Source organism: Methylobacterium sp. GXS13 (assembly GCF_001455965.1).
Lineage (GTDB): Bacteria > Pseudomonadota > Alphaproteobacteria > Rhizobiales > Beijerinckiaceae > Methylobacterium.
In genome coordinates this window covers 64942-77272 of sequence record NZ_LKKO01000058.1, presented here as the reverse complement: position 1 = coordinate 77272, position 12331 = coordinate 64942, and the positions used below count along the sequence as shown (strand labels likewise).

10 protein-coding genes are annotated in these 12331 nt (G+C 70.0%); 4 read left to right on the top strand and 6 right to left on the bottom strand.

Going from position 1 to position 12331, the window contains the following annotated elements; all coding sequences use genetic code 11:
* Nucleotides 1–4 precede the first annotated feature (4 nt).
* Nucleotides 5–1312: an MFS transporter gene (locus AO398_RS20215; protein ID WP_058193983.1), complete on the top strand. Its 1308-nt coding sequence runs from the start codon at nucleotides 5–7 to the stop codon at nucleotides 1310–1312.
* A gap of 7 nt (nucleotides 1313–1319) precedes the next feature.
* Here the strand turns inward: AO398_RS20215 and AO398_RS20210 are convergent, their stop codons facing one another.
* Nucleotides 1320–1973 carry a GntR family transcriptional regulator gene (locus AO398_RS20210; protein ID WP_058193982.1) on the bottom strand — a complete coding sequence of 218 codons (654 nt, stop codon included), beginning with the start codon at nucleotides 1971–1973 and terminating at the stop codon, nucleotides 1320–1322.
* Between the two features lie 115 nt (nucleotides 1974–2088).
* Here AO398_RS20210 and tcuA point away from each other — a divergent pair, with 115 nt between their 5' ends.
* Nucleotides 2089–3588: an FAD-dependent tricarballylate dehydrogenase TcuA gene (gene tcuA, locus AO398_RS20205; RefSeq protein ID WP_058193981.1), complete on the top strand. Its 1500-nt coding sequence runs from the start codon at nucleotides 2089–2091 to the stop codon at nucleotides 3586–3588.
* Nucleotides 3589–3759: 171 nt separating this feature from the next.
* Nucleotides 3760–6936, top strand: coding sequence for a double-strand break repair protein AddB (gene addB, locus AO398_RS20200; protein ID WP_058193980.1), 3177 nt, complete (start codon nucleotides 3760–3762; stop codon nucleotides 6934–6936).
* Nucleotides 6937–7146: 210 nt separating this feature from the next.
* Here addB and AO398_RS20195 read toward each other — a convergent pair whose 3' ends face one another.
* From AO398_RS20195 to AO398_RS20180, 4 genes are all read right to left on the bottom strand, one after another.
* Nucleotides 7147–8376 carry an acyl-CoA dehydrogenase gene (locus AO398_RS20195; RefSeq protein WP_058193979.1) on the bottom strand — a complete coding sequence of 410 codons (1230 nt, stop codon included), beginning with the start codon at nucleotides 8374–8376 and terminating at the stop codon, nucleotides 7147–7149.
* A 109-nt stretch (nucleotides 8377–8485) separates the two neighbouring features.
* Nucleotides 8486–9415, bottom strand: a complete 930-nt coding sequence (locus AO398_RS20190) for an AEC family transporter (RefSeq protein WP_058193978.1) — start codon at nucleotides 9413–9415, stop codon at nucleotides 8486–8488.
* Between the two features lie 94 nt (nucleotides 9416–9509).
* On the bottom strand, nucleotides 9510–9989 hold the full coding sequence (locus tag AO398_RS20185; RefSeq protein WP_058193977.1) for a hypothetical protein: 480 nt from the start codon (nucleotides 9987–9989) through the stop codon (nucleotides 9510–9512).
* A gap of 91 nt (nucleotides 9990–10080) precedes the next feature.
* Complete coding sequence (locus AO398_RS20180; RefSeq protein WP_058193976.1) at nucleotides 10081–11283, bottom strand: aminotransferase class V-fold PLP-dependent enzyme; 1203 nt, start codon at nucleotides 11281–11283, stop codon at nucleotides 10081–10083.
* 138 nt (nucleotides 11284–11421) lie between these two features.
* Between AO398_RS20180 and AO398_RS20175 the strand changes: the two genes are divergently transcribed.
* Nucleotides 11422–11940: a TspO/MBR family protein gene (locus AO398_RS20175; protein WP_058193975.1), complete on the top strand. Its 519-nt coding sequence runs from the start codon at nucleotides 11422–11424 to the stop codon at nucleotides 11938–11940.
* Between the two features lie 9 nt (nucleotides 11941–11949).
* Here the strand turns inward: AO398_RS20175 and AO398_RS20170 are convergent, their stop codons facing one another.
* Nucleotides 11950–12279, bottom strand: a complete 330-nt coding sequence (locus tag AO398_RS20170; RefSeq protein ID WP_058193974.1) for a hypothetical protein — start codon at nucleotides 12277–12279, stop codon at nucleotides 11950–11952.
* Between the last annotated feature and the right edge of the window lie 52 nt (nucleotides 12280–12331).

Sequence of the window (12331 nt, the reverse complement as noted above, 5' to 3'; positions counted from 1 at the left end):
CGTCATGGCCGGTGATCCGGGCGCCGTCGAGGCGACCCTGCAATCCAGGATCGGGGCGATCCTCCGCTCGACGAGCGGAAACTTCCTGGAGATGTTCGACTTCTTCCTGTTCGGGTTCTACGCCAGCTATATTTCGCGGGCGTTCTTCCCCTCGGGCAACGAGACCACCGAGCTGCTGCTGACCTTCGGCACGTTCTGGCTCGGCGCGCTGATGCGACCCCTCGGGGCGATCGTGCTCGGCGCCTATATCGACCGGATCGGGCGCCGGAAGGGGCTGATCGTCACCCTGGCGATCATGGCAAGCGGCACGGTGCTGATCGCCTTCTGCCCCAGCTACGGGACGATCGGCGTCGCCGCGCCCCTGATCGTGCTGGCCGGGCGCCTGCTGCAAGGCTTCTCCGCCGGCGTCGAAATCGGCGGCGTCTCGATCTACCTGTTCGAGATCGCCACGCCGGGGCGGAAGGGTTTCTACACGTCGTTCCAGTCGGCCAGCCAGCAGGTGGCGATCATGGTCGCGGCCGTGATCGGCTACGGGCTCAACGCCTACCTGACCAAGGAGCAGATCGGCGATTTCGGCTGGCGCATTCCGTTCTTCATCGGCTGCCTGATCGTGCCGTTCATCTTCTTCATCCGGCGCTCCCTGCAGGAGACCCAGGAATTCGCCCAGCGGACCCATCACCCTGGCACGCGCGAGATCCTCACCACGGTGGCCGCCAACTGGCGGATCGTGCTGCTCGGCATGATGCTGTCGACCATGACGACGGTGACCTTCTACATGATCACCGTCTACACCCCGACCTTCGGCAAGACCGTCCTCAAGCTCACCGAGACCGACAGCCTGATCGTCACCCTGTGCGTGGCGATCACCAACTTCATCTGGTTGCCAGTCGGCGGCGCGCTCTCGGACGCGGTCGGGCGCAAGCCCGTGCTGCTGACGGTCTCCGTCCTGTCGCTGCTGACCACTTATCCGGCCCTGCACTGGCTCGTGGCCGATCCGACCTTCGGCAAGATGCTCGGCGTCGAGCTGTGGTTCTCGTTCTTCTTCGGCGTCTACAACGGCGCGATGATCGTCGCGCTGTCGGAGGTCGTCCCGAAGCATGTGCGCGCCAGCGGTTTCTCGCTGGCCTACAGCCTCGCTACGGCCCTGTTCGGCACCGCCACCCCGATGGTCTCGACCTATCTGATCGAGCAGACCGGCGATCGCGCGGCCCCGAGCTACTGGCTGATGGCGGCGGCCGCCTGCGGGATCGTCGCGACGCTCAGCCTGTTCCGGAGCGGTCCGCGGGAGGCACGGGTTCCGGCCCACGCCTAAGGGCAGCCTACACCCCCTGCCAGATCCGGATCCGCGCCTTGAAGGCGGCGCGGATATGGGCGCGCGCCGCCGCCTCGGCGCCGTCGCCGTCATGGGCCCGGATCGCCGCGATGATCGCGGCATGCTCGTCGAGGGACTCGCCGGCACGGTCGGGAGCCGCCAGCGTCGTGGCGCCGGGCAGAAGCACCAGCGACAGCCGCATCGTCTCCAACGTGCTCTGCAGGAAGCGGTTGCGCGCCGCCGCGTGGATCTGCCGGTGGAACAGCCGGTTGTTGCGGGCCAGGGCCGCCGCGTCGCCGGTGAGCGTCCGGTCGCGGGCGATCATCTCCTCCAGGATCTCGGTCTCGACCGCGCTCGCGTGGATCGCGGCGAGCCGGGCGGCCGTGCCTTCCAGCACCTCGCGCATGTCGTAGAGCTCGCTGACCTGGCCGTAATCGAGCTGCGCCACGCTGGCGCCCCGGTGCGGCTCGTGCGCGACGAGGCCCTGCGCCTCCAGGCGGCCCAGCGCTTCGCGCACCGGCGTGCGGCTGATCGCGAAGCGCTCGGCCAGCTCCGCCTCGCGCAGGCGGCTGCCGGGGGCGAGCTCGCCCTCCTCGATCGCCCGCAGCAGCCGCTCATAGGCGGCGACGCCGTTGGAGCGCTCCGACTCACTCGCTTTCATGCCAGGCTCTCCTCGACCGGGGCTTAGCCCGAAACCACGCCGTCCGGAACGCTTGCGAAGTATTGCATGCGAGCGTATACAATTTTGCAAACATGGCGGAGCGGTGGAGGCGGGGATGCAGGATCGTCCGGACGGATCGTGGGATGTCGTGGTGGTCGGCTCCGGCAACGCCGCCATGAGCGCCGGCCTCGCCGCCCTCGAGCGCGGCGCCTCGGTGCTGATGATCGAGAAGGCCGAGCCGGATCTCGCCGGTGGCAACACCGCTTACACGGCCGGCGCCATGCGGTTCGTCTACCAGGGCAACAACGACCTGCTTCCGCTGCTGGCCGACCCGGAGGATCCGCGCCTGCCGCGCACCGATTTCGGCGCGTACACGGCCCAAACCTTCGAGTCCGACCTGCTCGGCTTCAACGACGGCCGGCCGCTGTCGCGCGAGCAGCGCATCCTGATCGACGAGAGCGGCGCGGCCCTGCGCTGGCTCTCGACGCAAGGCGTGAAGTTCGAGCCGATCTATTCCCGGCAATCCTTCGAGAAGGACGGGCGCTTCGTGTTCTGGGGTGGCCTGACGCTGGCCACCCACGACGAGGGTTTCGGGCTCGCTCGGGCCGAGCTGGAGGCCTTCACCAGGGCCGGCGGCGAAATCCGCTACGGCTGCCCGGCGACCGGGCTGATCGTCGAGGGGGACCGCGTCACCGGCGTGGAGACGCCTCAAGGCGCGTTCCGGGCCAAGGCCGTGATCCTGGCCTGCGGCGGCTTCGAGTCGAACCCCGCCCTGCGCACCCGCTTCATCGGCGCGGGTTGGGACAAGGCTCGGGTGCGCGGCACGCCGCACAATCGCGGCGACGGGCTGGAGATGGCGCTCGCGCTGGGCGCCAAGCCGCACGGCTTCTACGGCGGCTGCCACGCAACGCCGATGGACCTGCACACCCCCGATTTCGGCAATCTCGAGCTGCCCCACGGCGAGCGGAAGCACTACCGCAAGATCTGCTATTTCCTGGGCCTGATGCTCAACGCCGACGGGCAGCGGTTCGTCGACGAGGGCAAGAACTTCCGCAACTACACCTACGCCCAGTTCGGCCGCTCGATCATGGAGCAGCCCGGCCATATCGCCTGGCAGATCTTCGACGCCAAGGTCGATCACCTGCTCTACAGCGAATACCGGTTCCACGACGCCCATTTCGTCGAGGCCGATACGCTCGACGATCTCTTGGACAAGCTCGACGGCATCGACCGGGCGGCGGCCAAGCGCACCATCGCGGATTTCAATGCCGCCGTGGACGAGGCCGTGCCGTTCGACCCCACCGTGAAGGACGGCCGGGGCACCAAGGGTCTCGCCCTGCCGAAGTCGAACTGGGCGCAGACGATCGAGACCGGTCCGTTCAAGGCCTACCCGGTCACCGGCGGCATCACCTTCACGTATGGCGGCGTCGAGGTCGGCGCGGGCGGCGGGGTCCGGCGCGAGGACGGCAGCGAGATCCCCGGGCTCTACGCCTGTGGCGAGATGGTCGGCGGCGTGTTCTTCAACGGCTATCCCGGCGGATCGGGCCTGACCTCTGGCGTCGTCTTCGGGCGGCGGGCGGGCTACGGCGCCGCGGCGACCGTGCGAGGGACGTAGGCTTCCGTTTCCCCCGTCATTGCGAGCGCAGCGAAGCAACCCAGGGCAGCGCGCGCTCTCGGAATGTAGTCGTTTTACTGGGTTGCTCCGCTGTGCTCGCAATGACGGCGTGCGCTCGCCAGCGTCGCACGCCCCTGTCCCGGTCCTTCGCGCGCGCGTACAAGGCGCCCCATGTCAGAACGGCAGGCCGTCTTCACCATCACCCGGGGCGTCCCGTTCCTGCCGGCGCCCGCCGCGGCGCTGCTGTCCGGCCGGCTGGTCGGGCCGGTGGCGGAGGATCCGCTGGCCCTCGCCGCGGTCACGATCTACCTGCCGACCCGGCGGGCGGCGCGGGGGCTGGGTGCGATCCTGGCCGAACGGCTCGGTCAGCGGGCCCACGACCGGGGCGCCTCCGGCTACGCGGCCCTGCTGCCGCGGATGATCCCCCTGGGCGAGGCCGACGAGGCGGAGCTCGACCTCGCCGCCGAGCCACTGCTCGAGGACAACGATCCCCTCAGCACGCCGATGCCGCCGCTGGAGCGCCGGCTGATCCTCGCCCGCCTCGTCCAGGCCTGGGCGAAGTCGGTTGATCGCACCCTGCTGCCTTTGGACGCCGAGGTGCCGTTCCTGGTGCCGTCCTCACCCGCCGACGCGGTCGGGCTTGCGGGCGATCTCGAGCGGCTGATGGATGCGCTCACCGTCGAGGGCCTGCCCTGGTCTGAGATCGGCGCCGCCGTGGAGGCCGAGTATTCCCGTTATTTCGGCCTGACCCTGGATTTCGTGAAGATCGCCGCCGAGAACTGGCCGAAGCTCCTGGCCGAGCGCGGCCTGTCCGACCCGGTCGCCCGTGCCCGGGGCCTCGTCCTCGCCGAGGGCCAGCGCCTGGCGCGGACGGCGCCGACGGATCCAGTGATTGTCGCCGGCTCGCTCGGCTCCGTGCCGGCCACCGCGCGGCTGATCGCGGCCGTGGCGAAGCTGCCCCGGGGTGCCGTCATCCTGCCCGGCCTGGATCTCGACCTCGACGAGGCCGGCTGGTCCGGCATCGACACCGGCGAGGGGTTTTCCCGGGTGATCGCGCACGGGCATCCCCAGGCGGTGCTGCACCGGCTGCTCGGACCGGACAACCTCGCTTTGCCGCGCGCGGACGTCGCCACTCTGGGCGAGCCCGATGCCGGGCAGGCGGCCCGGGCCGCTTTGCTGTCGCAGGCCCTGCGTCCGGCCGACACCACCGACGCCTGGGCCGATCTCGACCCGGGCCAGCGGGACGCGATCGCCGAGGCCGGCCTCGACGGGCTGGCCCTGGTCGAGGCCGCCGACGAGCGGGAGGAGGCCCTGGTCGCGGCGCTGGCGCTGCGTGAAACCCTTCAGGTGCCCGGTGCCACCGCAGCCCTGGTCACGCCGGATCGCGGGCTCGCCGGGCGGGTCGCGGTGGAATTGCTGCGCTGGGGCATCGTCGCCGAGGATTCGGCCGGGCTGGCGCTGGCCGGAAGCCCGGCGGGCCGGCTCGCCCGGCTCACCGCGGAGCTGGCCGCCGACCTCGCCCGCAACCAGGCCGACGCGATCCCGGCCCGGCTGATCGCGCTGCTGTCGCATCCGATGGTCCGCCTCGGCCTGCCCCGACCCGACGTGGTGCGCGGCGCCGCCGCCCTGGAGATCGGGCTACTGCGCGGCCCTGTCCCGGCCCCGGGTTTTTCCGGCCTGCGGACTGCGCTCGCCGCCGAGCGGGTCGGGCCCCTGGAGCGCAGGCCCCGGGCCAAGCGCCGCCTGAAGGACATCGACTGGGACCTCGCCGCGGATCTGCTCGCCCGGCTGGAGCAGGTCTTCGCCGACTTCCCGGGCCCGGATGGGGCGGGCGACTGTGATCTCGTCGCAACCGCTGCCCTGCACCGCGCCGCCTGCGACTGGCTGCTCGCCGGCTCGGAGGACGCCCCGGAGGAGGCCGCGGACGGCTCCCTGTCCTGCCTCGACGCCCTGTTCGACGATCTGGAGATGGCCGAGCCCGGCCTGATGCCGGGCCAATTCACCGATTACGCGACCTTCTTCACGTCGCTCGCCCGGGAGCGCCTGGTCGGCTGCTCCGGCGATGCGCCGCATCCGCGGCTGCGCATCCTCGGCCTGCTGGAGGCGCGGCTGCTATCCGTGGACCGGGTCGTGCTCGGCGGGCTCGACGAGGGTGTCTGGCCGGTGCGAACCCTGACCGACGCGTTCCTCAACCGGCCGATGCGCGAGCGGGTCGGCCTCAACCCGCCGGAGCGCCGGATCGGCCAGATGGCGCACGACTTCGTGCAGGCGCTGGGCTGCCGCGATGCGGTGATCACCCGGGCGCTCAAGCGCGACGGTTCGCCGACGGTGCCGTCGCGGCTTATTCAGCGCCTGCGTGCCCTGTCCGGCGATGCCCATTGGGAGGCGGTGCTGGTGGCCGGACGGCGCTTCACCGGTCTGGCCGCCCGCCTCGACGCCGCAACGCCCGAGAAGCGATTGAAGCGCCCGGCGCCGAAGCCGGACCCGGCCCTGTTTCCGCGCTCGCTCAGCGTCACCGAGATCGAGACGCTGGTGCGCGATCCCTACAGCATCTTCGCCCGCCACGTGCTCGGGCTCGATCCCCTGGAGCCGCTGGCCGCGGTGCCGAGCGTCGCCACCCGCGGCTCTCTGGTGCACGACATCTTTGCGGAGTTCGCCCAAGCCCATCCGGAGGGCCTGCCGCAGCGGCCAGGGGAAGCCCTCTCTGCCATCGCCATCAACGCGTTCGGCGAGATCGCCGACACCTATCCGAACCTCTACGCCGAGTGGTGGCCGCGCTACGAGCGCATGGCCGCCGCCTATCTCGAATGGGAGGCGCAGCGCCGGCCGGTCTTGCGCCGCATCCACCCGGAGGTCTCCGGGCGCTGGGTGATCCCCCTGGGCCGCGAGAGCTTCACCCTGCGCGCCCGGGCCGACCGGATCGAGCTGCGCCCGGACGGCAGCGCCTGCATCGTCGATTACAAGACCGGCACGCCGCCCTCGGCTAAGATGATCTTCTCGGGGTTCTCGCCGCAGCTCACCTTGGAAGCCGCGATGCTGATGCACGGCGCCTTCGACGGCCTGCCCTCGGTGAAGACCACGCCGGACCTACTCTACGTCCACGCCTCGGGCGGGCGGAAGCCGTTCGTCCCGACCCCGGTGAAGCCGCCCCGGGGCGAAGAGCGTAGCGTCGAGGCGATCGTGGCCGAGCACGCCACCCGCCTGAAGGGACTGGTGGCCCGCTTCCTCACCGGCGAGGCCGCCTATACGGCCCGGCCCTACCCGCAATATGCCAGCCAGTACGGCGCCTACGACCACTTGGCGCGGGTGCTGGAATGGTCGCTGGGCGGGGAGGAGGGCGGGGAGTAGCGGCGTTCCTGCCGACACCGATCCATCCTACCCCCGGCCCTCATCCTGAGGTGGCGCAGCGAAGCGGAGCCCTCGAAGGAGCCCTCCAGCCGGCCGCGCGATCCCTGGAGGCCTCCTTCGAGGCGGCTGCGCCGCACCTCAGGATGAGGGGGTGGGTGAGAGATGACGGGGCGGGGGAGGTGCTCCGTCCCCAAGTCTTAGAAGCAAGTCTCAGAAGAACGCCTGCAGCCCCGTCTGCGCGCGGCCCAGGATCAGCGCGTGGACGTCGTGCGTGCCCTCGTAAGTGTTGACCGTCTCGAGGTTCTGGGCGTGGCGCATCACGTGGTACTCGCCCATGATGCCGTTGCCGCCGTGCATGTCGCGGGCGGTGCGGGCGATGTCGAGGGCCTTGCCGCAATTGTTGCGCTTGATCAGCGAGATCATCTCGGGCGCCATCTTGCCCTCGTCCATCAGCCGGCCGACCCGCAGCGAGGCCTGGAGGCCCAGCGTGATCTCGGTCTGCATGTCGGCGAGCTTCTTCTGCACCAATTGCGTCTGGGCGAGGGGCCGGCCGAACTGCTTGCGCTCCAGGGTGTAGTTGCGCGCCCGGTGCCAGCAATCCTCGGCGGCGCCCATGGCGCCCCAGGAGATGCCGTAGCGCGCCCGGTTGAGGCAGCCGAACGGACCCTTCAGCCCGGAAACGTTGGGGAGCAGCGCGTCCTCGCCGACCTCGACGTCCTCCATGACGATCTCGCCGGTGGTGGAGGCGCGTAAAGACAGCTTGCCCTTGAGGGTCGGGGCCGAGAGGCCCTTCATGCCCTTCTCGAGGAGGAAGCCGCGGATCGCGCCCTCATGCGCGTCGGACTTCGCCCAGACCACGAACACGTCCGCGAAGGGGGCGTTGGAGATCCACATCTTGGCGCCCGAGATCCGGTAGCCGCCGTCGATCTTCTCCGCCTTGGTCTTCATGCCGGCGGGATCGGAGCCCGCATCCGGCTCGGTCAGGCCGAAGCAGCCGATCCATTCGCCCGAGGCAAGCTTCGGCAGGAACTTTTGGCGCTGCGCCTCCGAGCCGTAGGCGTGGATCGGGTACATGACGAGCGAGGATTGCACGCTCATCATCGAGCGATAGCCGGAATCCACCGCCTCGACCGCCCGCGCCACGAGTCCGTAGGCGACGTAGGAGGCGCCGGCGCAGCCGTATTCCTCGGGCAGGGTCACGCCGAGCAGGCCCAGTTCGCCCATCTTCCGGAACAGGCCGGGATCGGTCTTCTCCTCGGCATAGGCCTCGACGATGCCCGGCAGGAGCTGCTCCTGCGCGAAGCTCTGGGCCACATCGCGGATCGCCCGCTCGTCCTCGGTGAGCTGGTCGTCCAGCAGGAACGGATCCTCCCAGACGAAGCGGGCCGAGGCCGGGGCCGACGGGGAGGCGCTGCCCGGGGGGCGCATCGGAGCGTTCATGTGAATTCCTCGCCGACTGGGTGTGGCGGGCTTCGCCCCCGCGCTTGCCATTACCCTAGACCGGTGGGCCCCGCCGTCCAACGCGCCCAGTGACGCCGGGGCCGCGGCGTCACGCCCGGCCGAGCAGCATCAGCCAGCCGAGGGTCGTCAGCGGGGCCAGCAGGGTCGAGACCAGCACGGAAGCCGCGACCATCCCGGTCTCGGTCCGGTAGCGGGCGGCGAGCAGGTAGGCGTTGATCCCCACCGGCATGGCGGCGAACAGGGTGGCGACGCCCGCATAGGCGGTGGGCATCCTGAAGACGTGGAAGGCGAGCAGCCAGACCGCCAGCGGGTGCAGCAGGTTCTTCAGGCAGGCGATCACCAGAGCGCCCTTGAGATCGAACAGCACACGGTAACGCTTGAGCCCGGCGCCGAGCGCCACCAGCGCGCAGGTCGAGGCGGTGCCGGCAAAGGCGTCGATCAGGGATTTGGCGATTCCCGTCGGGGTGATGGCGAGGCCCTTCATCGCCATGCCGATGAGCAGGGCCACGAAGATCGGGTTCTTGAGCAGGACAAGGGCGAGGCCGCGGAGGCGGGCCAGGACCGGCAGGCCGGAATCGGATTCGATCAGGAAGGTGGCGCAGCCCATCATCAGCGGCAGATGGACCGCGAGCAGCATGAACAGCGGGAAGGCGCCGTCCTCGCCATAAGCCTGGAGGATCATCGGCACGCCGACGAACACGGTGTTCGACTGGCTCGCCGCGAAGCCGTGCAGGATCGCGCCGCCGCGGTCGATCCCGGCCCGCCGCCGGGCGATCAACGTGCCCACGAACCAGGACAGTCCGGCGCCGCCGAAATACGAGATCCAGTAGCTCCAGGCGACCTCGCCGGTCATCCCCGGCCGGGTCAGCGTGGCGATGATCAGGGCCGGTACCGCGACCGCGAAGACGTATTCCGACAGGCCGTCGCTGACCTTGTCGGACAGGAGCCCGGTGAGCGCCGCGCCCCAGCCGATCAGGACGATCCCGAAGATCGGGGCGATGATGGCGAGGGCGTTCACGGATCCGGCGGGGCTCTGTGCGGGAAGGCCCGCGCATAGCATATCGAAGCCGGCTTAGGCGCCCCGGGACAGGTCCCGGGGGCGGGATTCTGGCCTACTTGTTCTCCAGAACCTCCATCGGGTTCGTGCGCTGGCTGGCGGGCGGCTCCTTCGTCAGGTTGGCGCCGCCTTCGTGTTGTGCCTTGACGTCCTTGGGCGAGCCCGGGCCGCCGACCGCCGTACCACCCTGGTCGGACTGAGTCGGCACGGAACCGGAGGCCAGCTCCAGGCAGGTCACCATCTCGACATAGGAGGGGAAGCCGCCCGCCTTGAACTGGTTCTCGCATTGGCGCTTGGCCGCCGGGGTGTAGCTCCCCCAGCGGCTCTCCGCCTCGCGCTTGGCCTCCCGCTCGGACCGGAGGCAGCCATCGTAATTGGCCTTGTCGCTGATCGACGTGTTGGCGACCTGCGCCGACTTGCAGGTTTTCTCCACGTCGAGATCCGGCACGGTGTCGGCCCGGACGGGGCCGGACGCGAGGGCCAGAGCGAGGAGCGCGAGCGTCCCCGGGACGTGGGCGCGGAAGGGAACGGGCATGGTCGTGAGGCTCGCGGTCTGTGGCGGTGGTCGCCGACGGATTTGCCGGCACAACGCGCAAGCACGGCCTTCGGCACCACACCCGTGATCATCAATCCCCGTGCGCACCCCGGAGGGCCTGGTCGAGGTCGTCGTAGAGGTCGTCGGTATCCTCGATCCCGGTGGAGAGGCGCAGCAGGTCCGTCGGGCACGGGCTTCCCGGGCCCTCTACCGAGGCCCGGTGCTCGATCAGGCTTTCGACGCCGCCCAGCGAGGTCGCGCGCTTCCACAGCCGCACCCGCGCCGCCGTGGCGATCGCCCCGGCCTCGCCGCCCGCGACCCGGATCGACAGCATGTAGCCGAAGCCGTCCTGCATCTGCCGGCGCGCCACGGCGTGGCCGGGATCGTCGGGCAGGCCGGGATACAGGACATGGCGCACCAGCCTGTGCCCGCTCAGGCGCTCGGCGAGCCGCAGGGCGCCGGCCGATTGCGCCGCCGCCCGCAGATGCAGGGTCCGGAGCGAGCGCATCAGCAGATAGGCCTCGAACGGGCCGAGGATCCCACCGCTGCCGGCCCGGATTCCGCGGATCCGCTCCCAGAACGCATCCGCCTTGGCGCCCGCGAGCACACCCGCCACCACGTCGGAATGGCCGTTCAGGATCTTGGTGCCGGAATGCATCACGATGTCGGCGCCGAGTTCGAGCGGGCGGGTGTGGACCGGCGAGGCGGCGGTGGAATCCACCGCCAGCCGCGCCCCGGCCGCGTGGGTGATCTCGGCCGCGGCCGCGATGTCGGTCACGGTCCAGAGCGGGTTGCCCGGAGTTTCGATCCAGACGAGCTTGGTCCGGCCCGGCTCGATCGCCGCGCGCAGGGCGTCGGTGTCGTCGGTATCCACGAAGGTCAGGGTCAGCCCACGGCGGGGCGCCTCCTCGCGCAGCCAGCGCTTGAGCGCCCAGTACATGACGGTGCCGGCGACGACGTGGTCGCCCGGCTCCAGGGCGCCGAACACGGCGGTCGCCGCCGCCATGCCGGACCCGAACAGCAGGCCGCCGGCCTGCGCGCCCTCCAGCATCGCCAGGACGGCCTCGGCCTCGCGCACCGTGGCGTTGTCGGGTCGGGCATAGCAGTAGCCCGAGCTGTAGCCGTTGTCGGGATCGCGGATGAAGGTGGTGGAGAGATGCAGCGGCATCACCACCGCGCGGGTCTCGGGCTCGATCCGGCCCATGGCCTGCGCGGCGAGGCTTCGGCGAGAGAACCCGGTCGGCGTATCGTTGCCGGTATCCGTATCCCGGTGAGGCGCGTTAGGGTCTGACATCTGGCGATTCCGGCGGATGGAACCAGGCGCGTGCCACGGCGCACGGGCCCCTGCAACCTGCGCCTCAACCCCGGATCCTCTTGCCCGAAGGCCGGCATCCATCGTTCGGGAGGATGCTTGAGCGGAGAACGACCGACGATGCTTGCTGCGACACAAGTCCCCGTAGGTCCGGCCCTGCCACGCTGGCTACGCTTGGCGGCTGCGATCGTGCCGGTGATGATCACCGCTTCGATCGGGTCGGCCGCGACCCAGGCCGAGATCCCGGGCTGGTATGCCGGCCTGAACAAGCCATTCTTCAACCCGCCGAACTGGGTTTTCCCGGTGGCCTGGACCCTGCTCTACACGATGATCGCCGTCGCGCTGTGGCGGCTGCTCGGTGTCATGCCGCGCACCGGGCCGAGCCGCGAGGGCTGGTGGCTGGCGCTCGCGGCGTTCCTGGTCCAGCTGGCGCTGAACGCCGCCTGGACGCCGGTCTTCTTCACCGCCCACGCGATCGGCGCCGGGCTGATCGTGGTGGCGATGTTGCTGGTCATGGTGCTGTGGACGATCCGCCTGTCCTGGCGGTTCGACCGGGCCGCGGCCTGGCTACTCGTGCCCTACGCCGCCTGGGTGGCCTTCGCGACCCTGCTCAACGCCGCGATCCTGCGGCTGAATTGATGAGGGCGCTCAATGCGGGCCCATGGTCAGCGCCACGATGGCGCCGACGACCACGATCGTCTGAAAACCGATCGCCGACAGCACCCATTTCAGAATTTCGTATTTCGTGTCGGCGATCTCGGTTCTGAGGTCGGATCTCACCAAACCGATCTCAGCCTTCAAATCGGACCGAGCACGTGCGATCTCGGAACTGAGATCGACCGTCGTCACCAGCGTCGACAGGTCGGCTTCCCGAGCATCACGCAAGACACCGGTCATAGCCTCAGCCTGGACGTCCGAAAAACCGGCCGCCTGAAGCTTCCGTGCGATTGCCAGCGTGTCGAGGGAGACGAGGCTCATGGAATCGACGATGGCACGCGGGGAGCGCGTTTGTCGTCGATCCGCTCTCGAT

Bases quoted from the DNA above. Each gene is read 5' to 3' on its own strand.
- AO398_RS20215 (WP_058193983.1), top strand. From the start codon at position 5: ATGGCCGGTGATCCGGGCGCCGTCGAGGCGACCCTGCAATCCAGGATC.
- AO398_RS20210 (WP_058193982.1), bottom strand. From the start codon at position 1,973: ATGAAAGCGAGTGAGTCGGAGCGCTCCAACGGCGTCGCCGCCTATGAG.
- tcuA (WP_058193981.1), top strand. From the start codon at position 2,089: ATGCAGGATCGTCCGGACGGATCGTGGGATGTCGTGGTGGTCGGCTCC.
- addB (WP_058193980.1), top strand. From the start codon at position 3,760: ATGTCAGAACGGCAGGCCGTCTTCACCATCACCCGGGGCGTCCCGTTC.
- AO398_RS20195 (WP_058193979.1), bottom strand. From the start codon at position 8,376: ATGAACGCTCCGATGCGCCCCCCGGGCAGCGCCTCCCCGTCGGCCCCG.
- AO398_RS20185 (WP_058193977.1), bottom strand. From the start codon at position 9,989: ATGCCCGTTCCCTTCCGCGCCCACGTCCCGGGGACGCTCGCGCTCCTC.
- AO398_RS20180 (WP_058193976.1), bottom strand. From the start codon at position 11,283: ATGTCAGACCCTAACGCGCCTCACCGGGATACGGATACCGGCAACGAT.
- AO398_RS20175 (WP_058193975.1), top strand. From the start codon at position 11,422: ATGCTTGCTGCGACACAAGTCCCCGTAGGTCCGGCCCTGCCACGCTGG.
- AO398_RS20170 (WP_058193974.1), bottom strand. From the start codon at position 12,279: ATGAGCCTCGTCTCCCTCGACACGCTGGCAATCGCACGGAAGCTTCAG.